The organism is Aquisalimonas sp. APHAB1-3 (genome assembly GCF_048323695.1).
Taxonomy (GTDB): Bacteria; Pseudomonadota; Gammaproteobacteria; order Nitrococcales; family Aquisalimonadaceae; genus Aquisalimonas.
In genome coordinates, this window is the sequence record NZ_JBLWFT010000005.1 from 211,986 (window position 1) to 225,127 (window position 13,142).

Annotated in this window: 13 protein-coding genes; 6 read left to right on the forward strand and 7 right to left on the reverse strand. The window is 65.6% G+C overall.

Going from position 1 to position 13,142, the window contains the following annotated elements:
- Positions 1-6: 6 nt before the first annotated feature.
- A complete protein-coding gene (locus tag ACNSTU_RS10405; protein ID WP_290633121.1) occupies positions 7-1,329 on the forward strand; it encodes a DUF3422 family protein in 1,323 nt (440 codons plus the stop codon).
- Positions 1,330-1,455: 126 nt separating this feature from the next.
- Here the strand turns inward: ACNSTU_RS10405 and ffh are convergent, their stop codons facing one another.
- Positions 1,456-2,871, reverse strand: a complete 1,416-nt coding sequence (gene ffh, locus ACNSTU_RS10410; RefSeq protein ID WP_290633119.1) for a signal recognition particle protein — start codon at positions 2,869-2,871, stop codon at positions 1,456-1,458.
- A 190-nt stretch (positions 2,872-3,061) separates the two neighbouring features.
- Here ffh and ACNSTU_RS10415 point away from each other — a divergent pair, with 190 nt between their 5' ends.
- Both ACNSTU_RS10415 and ACNSTU_RS10420 read left to right on the forward strand, forming a co-directional pair.
- On the forward strand, positions 3,062-3,871 hold the full coding sequence (locus ACNSTU_RS10415; protein ID WP_418212334.1) for a cytochrome C assembly family protein: 810 nt from the start codon (positions 3,062-3,064) through the stop codon (positions 3,869-3,871).
- A 42-nt stretch (positions 3,872-3,913) separates the two neighbouring features.
- Positions 3,914-5,200, forward strand: a complete 1,287-nt coding sequence (locus ACNSTU_RS10420) for an HlyC/CorC family transporter (protein ID WP_290633115.1) — start codon at positions 3,914-3,916, stop codon at positions 5,198-5,200.
- 12 nt (positions 5,201-5,212) lie between these two features.
- On the opposite strand, the gene lnt is transcribed toward ACNSTU_RS10420, so the two are convergent.
- The 3 genes from lnt to ACNSTU_RS10435 form a co-directional block, all read right to left on the reverse strand.
- Positions 5,213-6,730, reverse strand: coding sequence for an apolipoprotein N-acyltransferase (gene lnt / locus ACNSTU_RS10425; protein ID WP_290633113.1), 1,518 nt, complete (start codon positions 6,728-6,730; stop codon positions 5,213-5,215).
- 82 nt (positions 6,731-6,812) lie between these two features.
- The gene (locus ACNSTU_RS10430) at positions 6,813-7,610 is read right to left on the reverse strand and encodes an ABC transporter permease (protein WP_290633111.1); all 798 of its coding nucleotides are present in this window, start codon (positions 7,608-7,610) and stop codon (positions 6,813-6,815) included.
- A 16-nt stretch (positions 7,611-7,626) separates the two neighbouring features.
- A complete protein-coding gene (locus tag ACNSTU_RS10435) occupies positions 7,627-8,580 on the reverse strand; it encodes an ATP-binding cassette domain-containing protein (RefSeq protein WP_290633109.1) in 954 nt (317 codons plus the stop codon).
- A gap of 125 nt (positions 8,581-8,705) precedes the next feature.
- Here ACNSTU_RS10435 and ACNSTU_RS10440 point away from each other — a divergent pair, with 125 nt between their 5' ends.
- Entirely contained in the window at positions 8,706-9,197 is a 492-nt protein-coding gene (locus ACNSTU_RS10440) for an LEA type 2 family protein (RefSeq protein WP_290633107.1), read from the forward strand.
- 9 nt (positions 9,198-9,206) lie between these two features.
- Here ACNSTU_RS10440 and ACNSTU_RS10445 read toward each other — a convergent pair whose 3' ends face one another.
- The 3 genes from ACNSTU_RS10445 to ACNSTU_RS10455 form a co-directional block, all read right to left on the reverse strand.
- Positions 9,207-9,938: a phosphoadenylyl-sulfate reductase gene (locus ACNSTU_RS10445; RefSeq protein WP_290637461.1), complete on the reverse strand. Its 732-nt coding sequence runs from the start codon at positions 9,936-9,938 to the stop codon at positions 9,207-9,209.
- Between the two features lie 199 nt (positions 9,939-10,137).
- Positions 10,138-10,938: a DUF1295 domain-containing protein gene (locus tag ACNSTU_RS10450; RefSeq protein ID WP_290633103.1), complete on the reverse strand. Its 801-nt coding sequence runs from the start codon at positions 10,936-10,938 to the stop codon at positions 10,138-10,140.
- Positions 10,935-11,993 carry an SAM-dependent methyltransferase gene (locus tag ACNSTU_RS10455; protein WP_290633101.1) on the reverse strand — a complete coding sequence of 353 codons (1,059 nt, stop codon included), beginning with the start codon at positions 11,991-11,993 and terminating at the stop codon, positions 10,935-10,937. Before ACNSTU_RS10455 ends, ACNSTU_RS10450 begins: the two co-directional genes overlap by 4 nt.
- A 306-nt stretch (positions 11,994-12,299) precedes the next feature.
- Here ACNSTU_RS10455 and ACNSTU_RS10460 point away from each other — a divergent pair, with 306 nt between their 5' ends.
- Both ACNSTU_RS10460 and ACNSTU_RS10465 read left to right on the forward strand, forming a co-directional pair.
- Positions 12,300-12,548, forward strand: a complete 249-nt coding sequence (locus ACNSTU_RS10460; protein WP_290633099.1) for a hypothetical protein — start codon at positions 12,300-12,302, stop codon at positions 12,546-12,548.
- 91 nt (positions 12,549-12,639) lie between these two features.
- Positions 12,640-12,897: a hypothetical protein gene (locus tag ACNSTU_RS10465; RefSeq protein ID WP_290633097.1), complete on the forward strand. Its 258-nt coding sequence runs from the start codon at positions 12,640-12,642 to the stop codon at positions 12,895-12,897.
- The last annotated feature ends 245 nt before the right edge of the window (positions 12,898-13,142 follow it).

The following is a 13,142-nucleotide window of genomic DNA, read 5'->3' on the forward strand; positions in this document are numbered from 1 at the left end:
ACAACAGTGAGCAACGACACCGACGCAACGGCCACCGGTGGCCTTCAGGAGCACGCGCAACGCCGGCACATTGCCGCCGAACTCCATGCGCGCCCGTTCGAGAGCCTGGGCGGCCCGCTGCGGGGCACGCACCTGGCCATGCTCAGTGACAACGGCAACGCGGACCTGGCCTGCGTGACGGCCCTGTGCGAGGCGCTGGAACAGACACCACCGGACCCGGACTCCACGCACCACAGCGTGGACCTGGGCGCATTCCGGCTGCGCTGGGAACGGCACACGGAGTTCTCCACCTACACCTTCTTTGCCAGCGGCGTCCCCGACGACCCCACCACGCCGTTCGCGAACCCTGCCCTGGAAGCGGTTCCCGATGAATGGCTGCGGACCGTTCCGGGCGAGTTGATCGTCGCCGTCCATCTGACCTTTGAAGGGCCCGAATCACCGGACCGTCCGGTCCACGAGCTCGCGGAGATCTTTCATACCGAGAACGTGGCCGGGAGCGAAGTGGCGGACGGCGCAGCGCGCGTGTACACGGACTTCCGCCTGCACGGTGATGGCTACGGCCGCATTCTCATCCAGGATCGGGGGCTGGCTCCGCGACGGGCCGGGCGACTGATCCAGCGACTGCTTGAGATCGAGACCTACCGGCTGATGGCATTGCTGGGGTTTCCGCTGGCGCGACAGACCACTTCCCTGCTCACCAGCCTGGAGCAGGAGCTGGAGGCCATCACCCGGCGGATCACCCGCAGCTCCAGCCTGGATAACGAGCAGTCCCTGCTCCAGGAGATCTCCGCGCTCTCCGCCGACCTGGAGCAGACCACGGCGCGCAACAGCTTCCGGCTAAGCGCGTCGCGCGCCTACGACGGGCTGGTGCAGCGGCGCATCGAGAACCTGCGGGAAGTGCGCATCCGCGAGCTGCAGACCATCGGCGAGTTCATGGTGCGCCGCTTCCGGCCCGCCATGCGGACCTGTGAATCGGTGGCCGAGCGCCAGGAAGGGCTGGCACGGCGGATCTCCCGGGCGGCGGACCTGCTGCGCACGCGCGTGGACATCGCCCTGGAGGGACAGAACCGGGATCTGCTGGCGTCCATGAACCGGCGCACCGACCTGCAGCTGCGCCTGCAGCAGACGGTGGAGGGGCTGTCGGTTCTGGTGATGAGCTACTACGGCTCGGGGCTCATCTACTACATGCTCCACGGCGTGCACAGCGCCGGGGTGGAGTTCAACGTGGACCTCGCCGTGGGCGCGGCGGTGCCGCTGGTGGTGATTTCGGCGTTTCTGGGGATCCGGTATCTGCGGCGCAAGGTGCTGGGGCCGGAGGGGGAGCACTGAGCCGCCGGGGTCGGGTGCCATGATGGTGGACCTGAAGGTCCACCCTACGGCGAGGGTCCGGTTTCTGCTTGCGGCTTGGTGGACCTGAAGGTCCACCCTACGGCCACTACGGCAGGGCGGTTTCGGTTAGCGGGGGAATCCGCCGCCCGGGGGGAGGCCGCCTCCGGGAGGCATGCCGCCGCCCGGCGGGAATCCGCCACCACCGCCGCCGCCCATCTGCTTCATCATCTTCTGCATGCCGCCCTTCTTCTTCACCTGCTTCATCATCTTCTGCATCTGCTTGAACTGCTTCAGCAGCTTGTTGACGTCCTGCACCTGGGTGCCGGAGCCGGTGGCGATGCGGCGCTTGCGGGAGCCGCTGATGATGTCGGGCCGGCGGCGCTCGGCCGGGGTCATGGAGTTGATGATGGCGACCAGACGGTTCACGTCCTTGTCACCCACCTGACCCTGCACCTTGTCGGCCATGCCGCCCATGCCCGGCATTTTCTCCATGAGGCTGCCGATACCGCCCATCTTGCCGAGCTGCGACATCTGGTCGCGGAAGTCTTCCAGATCGAAACCCTTGCCCTTCTTGAGCTTCTTCGCGAGCTTGTCCGCCTGGGCCTTGTCGACGCCCTGCTCCACCTCTTCCACGAGGCTGAGCATGTCGCCCATGCCGAGAATGCGGGAGGCCACCCGGTCCGGATGAAACGGCTCCAGCGCCTTGGTCTTCTCGCCGGTCCCCAGGAACTTGATGGGCTTGCCGGTGATGTGGCGAATGGACAGCGCGGCACCGCCGCGGGCATCGCCATCGGTCTTGGTGAGGATGACGCCCGTGAGCGGCAGGGCGTCGCTGAACGCCTTGGCGGTGTTCACGGCGTCCTGGCCGGTCATGCTGTCGACGACGAACAGCGTCTCCGCCGGCTCGATCACCCGGTGAAGCTCACCCACCTCGTCCATCATCGCCTCGTCCACGTGGAGGCGGCCGGCGGTATCCACCAGCACCACGTCGTGGAACTGCTTGCGCGCGTGCTCCAGGGCGGCCTTGCCGATGTCCTTCGGTTTCTGGCTGCTGTTGGAGGGGAAGAACTCCACTTCCACTTCCGCCGCCAGGGTCTCCAGCTGGTCGATGGCCGCCGGACGGTAGACGTCGCAGCTCACCACCAGCACTTTCTTCTTCTCGCGCTCGCGCAGATAGCGGGCCAGCTTGGCGATGCTGGTGGTCTTGCCCGCGCCCTGAAGGCCGGCAACCATCACCACGGCCGGCGGCCGGACGTTGAGATCCAGGGCGTCGTTGGCCTCGCCCATGACGCGGACCAGCTCGTCCTTGACGATCTTGACGAAGGCCTGTCCCGGCGTAAGGCTTTTCTTCACTTCCTCGCCGAGGGCGCGCTCCTTGACGTCGCGGATAAACTCCCGCACCACGGGCAGCGCTACATCCGCCTCCAGCAGCGCCATGCGCACTTCGCGCAGGCTGTCCTGGATATTCTCCTCGGTGAGCCGCCCCTGCCCACGCAGGTGCTTCATCACGCCATCGAGGCGCTCGCTCAGGTTCTGAAACATGCCGTGGCCTCTCGCCCCGCGGAAAGTGAAGTCGGGAATCAACAGGCAAAGGTAACGCCTGACCCGCCGGCGATCAATCGCTGCCGTGTGGTTCGGCGCCTTTGCCAGACCTACCAACTGTGCGATGATCCACCCGTCGGCAGGTGGGCGTGCCGACCAATCTGCCTGCCACGGAAATCCAGCACCGCCAATGGATCAGATGCTGCCAACCCTGCTTTCCGTCGCGCTGTACCTGATCGCCGGCGCCGGCTTTGCCTGGCGACTGGTGTCCGGGGCCGAACGCGTACCGTGGCGGCGCGCGTTCCTCGCCGCCGGCTGGATCGGCGTGCTCGCCCACGGGGCCGCACTGTCACACCAGCTGGGTGAGGGCGCCTCGCTGGATCTCGGGCTGTTCAATGCGGCATCGCTGGTTGCGGCGATGATGACCCTGATCATCCTCCTCGGCGCGCTGCGCCGGCCGGTGGAGAACCTGATGATCTTCATACTGCCCGTGGCCGCGCTGCTGCAACTGGTGAACCTGGCCACCGCAGACGGCGGATCGCCCATGACCACCTTCCCGGCCGGCATGGAAGTCCACGTCGTCAGCTCGGTGCTCGCCTTCAGTGTCCTCAGCATTGCCGTGGTGCAGTCCCTGGTGCTCGCCTGGCAGGATCACCGGCTGCGCCATCGCCACCCCGGCGGGCTGGTGCGCGCGCTGCCGCCGCTGCGGGAAATGGAGGAGCTGCTGTTCCAGATGCTGTGGCTCGGGTTCATCCTGCTGAGCGTCGCCCTGGGGTCCGGCACCCTGTACCTGGACGACATCTTCGCGCAGCACCTGGTGCACAAGACCGTTTTCTCCATCGCCGCCTGGCTGGTGTTCGCCACGCTGCTGGCGGGGCGCTGGCGCTACGGCTGGCGCGGCCGCACGGCGATTCGCTGGACCGTCAGCGGCTTCGCCGCGTTGCTGATTGCCTATTTCGGTACCAAACTGGTTCTGGAACTGATCTTGGGCCGCGGGTGATCACGTCATGGCATCGGTCCGGCATTCCGCGAGGCGGCATCCGTGAGTGACCTCCCCCTTGGCACCCTGTTCGGCATTCTCGCCCTGCTGATCGTACTGTCCGGGCTGTTCTCCAGCTCGGAGACGGCGCTCATGAGCCTGAACCGCTACCGGCTGCGCCATCTGGCGCGGCACGGCCGGCGCTCGGCCCGCCTGGCCTCGCGGCTGCTTGAGCGGCCCGACCGGGTGCTGGGCGTCATTCTGCTGGGCAACAACTTCGTCAACATCCTCGCCGCCTCCCTGGCGACCGTCATCGCGCTGCAGCTCTACGGCGAGGGGGCCATCGGCGCGGCGTCGCTGCTGCTCACCCTGGTGATCCTGATTTTTGCCGAGGTGGCACCGAAGACGCTCGCGGCCCTGCACCCGGAGCGTATCGCCTTCCCGGCGTCGTGGCTGCTGACGGCGCTGCTCAAGGTGCTGTATCCGCTGGTGTGGGGGGTCAATGTCATCGCAAACGGACTGCTGCGGCTGATCGGGGTGGATCCGCGCAAGACCGACAGGGACAACCTCAGTCAGGACGAGCTGCGCACGGTGGTCAACGAAGCCGGCACCATGATTCCCCGCCGGCACCAGAAGATGCTGCTCAACATCCTCGACCTGGAGAAGGCGACTGTCGAGGACATCATGATCCCGCGCAACGAGATCGTGGGCATCGACCTGACCGACGACTGGGACGAGATCGTGGCCCAGCTCAGCAGTAGCCAGCATACCCGTGTGCCCGTGTTCAAGGAGAACATCGACGACGTCCACGGCATTCTGCACCTGCGCCGCGTGGTATCGGACCTGACGGAGCGGCGCCTGAACCGGGAACAGCTGCTGGAACGCCTGGAGCCCCCCTACTTCATTCCCGAGGGCACGCGGCTGCATACCCAGCTTGTGAACTTCCAGCGCCAGCGCCGGCGCATCGGCATGGTGGTGGACGAATACGGGGATATCTTCGGTCTGGTGGCCCTGGAGGACATTCTCGAGGAGATTGTCGGTGAGTTCACCACCGACCCCGCCGCCCATTCCCGGTATCTGCGGCCGCTGGAGTCCGGGGCCTATCTGGCCCAGGGCAACATCAGCGTGCGCGAACTCAACCGCGCCCTCGACTGGGACCTGCCCACCGACGGCCCGAAGACGCTGAACGGCCTGATCCTGGAACAGTTGCAGTCCATCCCCGAGCCCGGCACCAGCATGCTCATCCACGGTTTCCCCGTAACCATCGTGCAGACCCAGGAGAACCGGGTGAAGACCGCGGAGATCAAACCGGAGACCGTTCGCCCCCGCAAGAAGCGCAAGAGCACATAGTGATCGCCGGCGTCAGGCACCGCGGGCGTTGCGCCAGCGCCAGCCCGCGAACAGCACCAACCCACCCACGCTCAGCACCACCAGCGGCCAGTCGAGCCACAGCAGGTACGGCGTGCTGCCGGCGCGGGGCTGGAACGTGGCCGTCAGCGCCGCCGGCTGGAACTGCGGTGCGCGATCGGTGATCCGGCCACGCTCGTCCACCGCGACCGTGATCCCGTTGTTGGTGCTGCGAAGCAGCGGACGCTGGAACTCGATGGCACGCATGCGCGCCTTCTGCAGATGCTGGTGCGGGCCGATGGTGGTGCCGAACCAGGCGTCGTTGCTGACGTTAACCAGATAAGTGGCCTCCGGCAGCGATGCCGCCACCACGGGCGCGAAGGTGATCTCGTAGCAGATGGAGATGGCGGCGTTCTGACCGGCGGCGCGCACCGGCGCCGCCGAGCGTCCGGCGTTGAAATCCCCCAGCGGCGCGCCGAAGACATCCAGGACCGGGCCAAGTTGCTCGCGGAACGGCACGTACTCGCCGAACGGCACCAGATGACGCTTGTGGTAGAAGCCGATGTCGCTGCCGAGCGCCATGACGCTGTTGTAGATGTTGCCGGAGCCATGATCGTAGGTGGGGATGCCCAGCAGCACGTCGGTGCCGTAGTGGCCGGCCTCATCCGCAAGGGGCGCCAGGTACTCACGGCTGGCCTGATGCTGGTACATGGGCACTGCGGTCTCCGGCCAGATCACCAGATCCTTGTCCCAGTGCGCGGCGGTGAGATCCAGGTACCGGGACATGGTGAGGTCCCGGTAGTCCGGGTCCCACTTCACGTCCTGGGGGATATTCCCCTGCAGGAGCGCCACCTCCAGGGGCTCTCCCGCCGGATCGGTCCAGTCCACCTGCCGCAGCCCGAGCCCGGCCACGAACACGAGCACGAACGCCAGCGCGACCGGGAAGGTGCGCTGCTGCACCGGGTTGCGCGCGGCCCATGCCAGCCCACCCGCACCCATGGCGACCAGCAGGCTGATGCCGAGACTGCCGGCCACGGGGGCAAAGCCGTTGAGCCAGGTATCGCTCTGGCTGTAGCCGAGCTGCAGCCAGGTGGTGCCGGTGAGCAGCCAGCTGCGCACCCACTCCACCAGCACCCACGCCAGCGGCATGGCGACCACCAGCGCCAGTGCATCACCGACCGGGCGCACCCGCCGCCACAGCCACACGGTGAAAAGCGGGATCAACCCGAACAGCAGGGCCAGCACACCGCAGAAGACCACCGCCGCCCAGAAACCGCCGCCGTAGAACATGATGCTGTGGTAGATCCAGAAGGCGCCGGCGGTGAACCAGGCCACACCCCACGCATAGGCGACCCGGCCCCAGCCACGCTCCGGCCCGGAGACCAGGTAGAACAACACCGCCAGGGACACGAACGCCACGGGCCACCAGCCAACGGGCGCGTAGGCGAGCGGGCTGAGCCCACCCGCCAGCAGGGCGAGAACCACGCCGGGCCAGCGGTGTCGGGGCGGTGCAGTGGCATCGGTTTCAGTCATGTGGCGCGTGTCCAACTGTTGTGGCGGCGCCGCACACTGTCTTTCGAACGCATCCGTTTTGCAAGGTGTCTCCCGCTTGTGGTCAGCTCATGAGTCGCCGGCGCAGAATCAGCGTGGCCGCCCAGAAGGCGACCAGCGCATATCCGGCCAGCACGATAAGGTGCAGCGCAACCCCGCTCGGCCAGCCGCCCAGCATTAGCGGGCGGACGATCTCCACCGCGTGAGCCAGGGGCAGCAGGAACGCGCCCTGCGCTACCAGCGGGGGCAGCTGATCCAGCGGGAAGAACACCCCGCTCAACAGCAGCATGGGCGTCATCACCAGCGTGAAGTAGTAGAGGAAGAAGTCGTAGCTGCGCGAGACAGCGGTGATCACCATGGCGCAGGCGCCGAAGCAGAAGCCGGTCAGCAGAATGACCGGCAGCACCAGAATGGCCTGCCAACCGCCCACCAGCCCCAGCAGCGCCGCCACCACGAGAATGGCACTGGAGCTGATCAGCGCCTTGGTGGCTGCCCAGCTGATCTCGCCCAGAGCGACGTCATCCACGGTCAGGGGCGCATCCAGCATCGCACCCCATGTGCGCTGCACTGTCATGCGCGTGTAGGCGGAGTACAGCGCCTCGAAACTGGCGGTGTTCATGGCACTGGAGCAGATGATGCCCGATGCGAGGAACACCATGTAGGGGAGCTCGCCGATGTCGCCCACCAGGCGCCCGAAGCCGTAACCGAGCGCTAGCAGGTAGAGCAGCGGCTCGCCGAAGTTGCCGAAGATGGACGGCAGCATCAGCTTGCGCCAGACGCGCAGGTTGCGCCGCCACACGGCGATGAAGCGGGTCGAAACCGCGGGCATGCCGAGCGGTGAGGTGGCCGGGGCATCGTTCATGGGCGGTCGGACTCCATCAATCCCGCAACTCGCGGCCGGTGAGTTTCAGGAAGACGTCCTCCAGCCCGGCCGGCCGGTGCCAGTAGCGCTGGTCCGGGTCGCCGCCAAGCGCCTGGAGCAGTGGCTCGGGATCGCGGGTATAGAGAAGCAGCGTATCCCCCACACGTTCGGCACGTGCGGCGAGCGCGCCGCCGCGCGTCTGCCAGTCGCCGATGTCATGGCCGCGCAACTCGATGACGTGGGGTTCAATGTGGGCGGCCACCAGGTTTCGGGGCGAGTCACAGGCGATGATGGTGCCGTGGTCGATGATGGCGAGGCGGTCGCACAGGCGCTCGGCCTCTTCCATGTAGTGAGTGGTGAGAATCAGGGTACGCCCCTGCTCCACCAGCGTATTGAGCCGCTGCCAGATGTGTTGCCGCGCCTGCGGATCCAGACCGGTGCTGGGTTCGTCCAGCACCACCAGATCCGGCTCGTTGATGAGCGCGCGGGCCAGGCTCAAGCGGCGTTTCATACCGCCGGAGAGGGCCTGGATCTGCTCGCGGGTGCGGCCGTCGAGATTGGCGAATGCGAGCAGCTGATCCACGCGCTCACCCAGAGCCGCACCGTTGAGCCCGAAATAGCTGGCGTAGGTGAGCAGGTTTTCCCGAACCGTGAAGTCCGGGTCCAGGTTGTCCATCTGTGGCACGACACCGATCCGGCGGCGGGCGCGCCGCGCCTGCTCCGGCACGGGATGACCCAGCACGTGCAGCTCGCCTCCGGAGGGCGGGGTCTGCCCCAGGATCATGCGCAGCGTGGTGGTCTTGCCGGCGCCGTTCGGTCCGAGCAGGCCGAAACATTCACCGGGTCGCACGTCCAGATCCACGCCACGGACGACGTCAGTTTCGCCGTAGCGCTTGCACAGCCCCCGCGCCCGCACGACCGCCGTGAGGCTCTGTGTTTCCGCGATGATGGTGTGCTCCGCCCGATTCATACTCACTTTCCCGGAAGTTCGTTGCCCTTTGGAGACGGCTCGCCAGCGTTCGTTGCTCTGGCGTAAGCTCCCGGCATCCGTCAGTGTGACTGACATGCCCATGATGCCCGCCAGAGGAAATCGCCATGTTACACGCCCGCTGGATCACGACCGCGAGGCGCACGTTGCTGGGGTCATTGCTGATGGTGCTCGTAACCCTTTCCGGCTGCAGCCTGTTCCAGCCGGAGCTGGAAGACCCGGAATTCCGGCTGGAGCGGATCGACGCGCTGGAGCTGGGGCTGACCCAGCAGCGGTTCATGCTCACCCTTGCAGTCGACAACCCGAACAGCCAATCGTTGCCCGTGCGCGCCATCAGCTACGACCTGCGGGTGGCCGATCTCGATTTCGCGGATGGGTCGTCTGACAAGGCATTCACCGTGGCGGGGAACGATACCACCATGGTGGAAATCGAGGCGCGCTCACAACTCCTAAGCAGTCTGCCGGAACTGATCCGCCTGGTGCACGGCGGCCAGCGCAACTTTGACTATGCCATCACTGGCACCGTGGAGTACGGAAGGTTCTTCAGGGGGAGCCGGGATTTCGATCAGACGGGCTCCGTCCGCCTGTTGCTGGACTGACCGCCGCGCTCAGACGTCCTCGTGGAGGCCGCACTCGCGTTTGAGGCCGAAGAAGCGGGTTTCTTCCTCGGTCATGCCATCATCCAGGCGACGCGTGGTATGCACATCACCGATGGACACGTACCCGTCGTGCCACAGCGGGTGGTACGGGAGATCGTGGGCGGTGAGATAGCGGTAGACGTCGCGATCGGTCCAGTCGATGATGGGGTGAACCTTGAAACGGCCGTTCTGTGCCGCCACCACGTCCAGGTCCTCGCGGCTGCTGGCCTGCTGGCGGCGCAGGCCGGCGAACCAGGCTTCCGCCCGCAGCTCCCGCAGCGCCCGCTGCATGGGCTCCACCTTGTTCATGCGGTTGTAGCGCTCGATGCCGTCGACGCCCTGCTCCCAGAGCCGGCCGTAACGCGCCTCTTGCCACGCCGGGCTGAGTTCGGAGCGGTAAACACGGATGTTGAGGTCCAGACGCCCTGCAAGCTCGTCGACGAAGCGGTAGGTCTCGGGGAAGAGGTAGCCGGTATCCACGAGAATCACGGGAATATCAGGCCGCTGCCGGGTCACCATGTGCAGAGACACGGCCGCCTGGGCACCGAAGCTCGACGATAGCAAGATGCGCTGCCCGAACTGCTCCAGCCCCCACCGCACACGCTCTTCCGCGCTGGCAGTCTCCAGCTCGGCATTCACGCCCGCCAGGTCGATGTCCTGGCCTTCCGGCAGTGGTGCGATTGTGGCCTGGCTGTTGCTCATGGTTCTTCCCGTTGGGTGAGTTCCCGGTGAACGCTGAACACGATACCGCCAGCCCATCAGGCAGAAAAAGAATGAAAATACCTATCTACATGCCACAACCGCATAAAGACACACACAACCTCGGTCACCGCCGTCGTCCCCGGGCCACGCCTGGACACGGAGCGCCAAACAGCGCCCGAACGACGGTCGGAGCATGCCATCACCCTGGCGATGAACCGCCCGTCCGGCGCGACGGTCCGGGCACGAGCGCGTTGGTGCGGGCCACGTAATCGCGGTATTCGGGGCGCGTCTCGTTGAGCTTCTTTTCCAGCAGCGTCACACCGGAGACGCGCATGAGCAGGAAGGTCATCAACGCCGCGCTCACCACGCTCCACCAGCCGCCAGCGGCAGCCGCGATCAGGAAGAACCCCCACCACAACACGATCTCGCCGAAGTAATTGGGGTGGCGGCTATACCGCCAGACACCGCGATCCATGACGCGGCCGCGGTTCCCGGGATCGGCCTTGAAGCGGGCGAGCTGCGCGTCCGCGATACTCTCCCAGATGAAGCCGAACGCCCAAACCACAAGCCCCAGAACGGCCAGCGGCACGATCAGGGCACTGCCCTCCGGAACCCTCGCGCCATAGACCAGCGGCATGGCGATCAGCCACATCAGGCCTCCCTGCAGCATGAAGACCGTCCACAGACTCACCCACGCAAAGCGGCTGCCGTGCTTGTCGCGCATCTCGCGGTAACGGTAGTCCTCGCCGTGGCCCCAGTTGCGCCAGCTCAGGTAGGCCGACAGCCGCAGCCCCCAGAGAGTGACCGGCAGCACCATGATGAGCCCCACGGGCGGTAAACCGGCGGTGAACCAGTACACCCACGCCAGCAGAACGAATCCGGCGCCCCAGAACCGATCCACGAGGCTTGCATCGCGCAGGCGCAGACTGGCCAACCACACAGCCAGCATCAATCCCAGCGCCGTGACCAGCCCCCACAGTACAGCCGCCCCCGTGCTCATGACTGCGCCTCCCGATCCTGCGCAGGACGCTCCATGAGGTAGTGTGATACAAACCACTCGTTACCATGGCGGAATCCGAACAGCTCCGCACACGCCATGAAGAAGACCCGCCAACGGTTGACCCACTGGCCGACCGCATCGGCACCGTAGGTCTCCGCGAACACGCTGCGGATCCGCTCATCGGCCTCATCCATGCGCGCCAGCCACGCGTTGCAGGTGGCCTCGTAGTGCTGGCCGTTCACCTGCCAGTGGCGCTTCAGGCGCAGATGCTCCTGCAGATAGAGCGGCATGGGCGCCGAGGGCATCAGCCCGTCCGTGAAGAAATGCTGCCCCATCCAGTCTTTCGGGCCGCTGGTCTGGAACACGTAGGCGAGATCGCGGTGGCAGAACACGTGGAAGAACAGCCGCCCGCCAGGACGCAGCCAGCCGTGCACGCGCCGAAGCAGTTCCCGCCAGTTGCGCATGTGCTCGAACATCTCCAGGGACACCACCCGGTCGAAGCGGCCGCGGTCGGTGTCGAAATCGTTCATGTCGGCGGTGATCACCGTGAGATTCCCCAGCCCACGCTCGTCCCGACGCGCCTCGATGAATGCACGCTGAGAGGACGAATTGGAGACTGCGGTGAATGTACTCTCCGGATAGTGCTCCGCCATCCAGAGCGACAGGGCACCCCAGCCGCAGCCGAGCTCCAGCACATCCTGTCCGCTCTCCAGGCCGGCGCGCTCGCAGGTCAGCGCCAGCATGGCGGCCTCCGCGTCGGCCAGGGTCCGCGTCTGCTCCGTCCAGAGGCAGCAGGAGTACTTGAGGTCCGGGCCGAGCACCGCCTCGAAGAACCCTGCGGGCAACTCGTAGTGCTGCTCGTTCGCCGTATCCGTTGCCAGCGCTACGGGGCTCGCGGCCATGTCCTCGAGGAGCGCGTGCATCCGCTCGCGCCGGTCTTCGCAGCCGTCGCCCTCCTCGCTCCGCAACCGCTCCGCCAGGAGGCGGCGGATACCCGCGCGCACGAACGGGTCCGGCACGAACCCACGCTCCACAAGCCCGATCAATTGTTCCATCACGTCAGTCCCTGCAAACGGTTGTTGTCGATAGCGCGAAGTGTACAACACTTGTACATCAACAATACATCGCGATTCTGTCGCCGCACCGCGACAGCAAAGGAGAGCTTTCTGAGAACCACGTCACAGAAAGCGTGCGGGACGGACGCATGTGCCGCAAGCGCACACCCGTGTTGCTGTACAAGAAATGACTAGAATTATTTAACTTATTGATTTATTTGGATACGGCAATCCTGGCACGCAGCCTGCAAGACACAGGGCGCAAGACATTCAATCATGTCATTCGCAAACGGAAAGGAGGTCACGATGACCGCGCTCACGAAACTCCGCAATTACATGCTGGTTCTGCTGGCCGCGCTGGGTCTCGGCCTTGGCGGCTTCGCCCAGGCCGGAGACTTCGAGACGGACTCCGACTATGACGCGGACCAGTCCGAAACCATCGACTTTGAAGACGACGACGCCGAAGACGATTGGGACGACGACTGGGACACCGAAGAGGAAGAGGAAGACGAATGGGATGACGAGTGGGAAGACGACGGTGACGACGACTGGTAATTGATCGCGCCGCGCATTCCACCCGAGATCGATTTTTCTGACGCCGCCCCGGACACCGGGGTAGCTCCAAAGCAAGACGAAGGAGGATGCTATGTCTGCTATCGCCAAACTTCGCAATTACATGCTGATCCTGCTGGCCGCACTGGGCCTTGGCCTTGGCGGCTTCGCCCAGGCCGGCGACTTCGAGACTGACTCCGACTATGACGCGGATCAGGGCCAGTCCGAGACCATCGACTTCGAGGATGATGACGATGCCGAAGACGACTGGGACGACGACTGGGACACCGAAGAGGAAGAGGAAGACGAATGGGATGACGAGTGGGAAGACGACGGTGACGACGACTGGTAATTAACCCGTCACCCACTGACCCGAAGAACCACCGGCTCCGGCCGGTGGTTTTTTTTGGGCTGTTTACTGGTGGACCTGAAGGTCCACCCTACGGCAGGCTCCGACGGCTGAGATAGAGGTAGATACCGTCTTGCCGGTCAAGCTGTAGTCCCGCGTAGGGCGGACCTTCAGGTCCGCCATCCCAAGGCATTTCCATGCCGGTTGGTCATCAGGTCAACGCGGGGTCGTAAGGGCGCTGGTTTTTG

Coding starts and splice junctions, on each gene's coding strand:
- ffh (WP_290633119.1), bottom strand. CDS start 2,871: ATGTTTCAGAACCTGAGCGAGCGCCTCGATGGCGTGATGAAGCACCTG.
- ACNSTU_RS10415 (WP_418212334.1), top strand. CDS start 3,062: ATGGATCAGATGCTGCCAACCCTGCTTTCCGTCGCGCTGTACCTGATC.
- lnt (WP_290633113.1), bottom strand. CDS start 6,730: ATGACTGAAACCGATGCCACTGCACCGCCCCGACACCGCTGGCCCGGC.
- ACNSTU_RS10430 (WP_290633111.1), bottom strand. CDS start 7,610: ATGAACGATGCCCCGGCCACCTCACCGCTCGGCATGCCCGCGGTTTCG.
- ACNSTU_RS10435 (WP_290633109.1), bottom strand. CDS start 8,580: ATGAATCGGGCGGAGCACACCATCATCGCGGAAACACAGAGCCTCACG.
- ACNSTU_RS10440 (WP_290633107.1), top strand. CDS start 8,706: ATGTTACACGCCCGCTGGATCACGACCGCGAGGCGCACGTTGCTGGGG.
- ACNSTU_RS10445 (WP_290637461.1), bottom strand. CDS start 9,938: ATGAGCAACAGCCAGGCCACAATCGCACCACTGCCGGAAGGCCAGGAC.
- ACNSTU_RS10450 (WP_290633103.1), bottom strand. CDS start 10,938: ATGAGCACGGGGGCGGCTGTACTGTGGGGGCTGGTCACGGCGCTGGGA.
- ACNSTU_RS10455 (WP_290633101.1), bottom strand. CDS start 11,993: ATGGAACAATTGATCGGGCTTGTGGAGCGTGGGTTCGTGCCGGACCCG.
- ACNSTU_RS10460 (WP_290633099.1), top strand. CDS start 12,300: ATGACCGCGCTCACGAAACTCCGCAATTACATGCTGGTTCTGCTGGCC.
- ACNSTU_RS10465 (WP_290633097.1), top strand. CDS start 12,640: ATGTCTGCTATCGCCAAACTTCGCAATTACATGCTGATCCTGCTGGCC.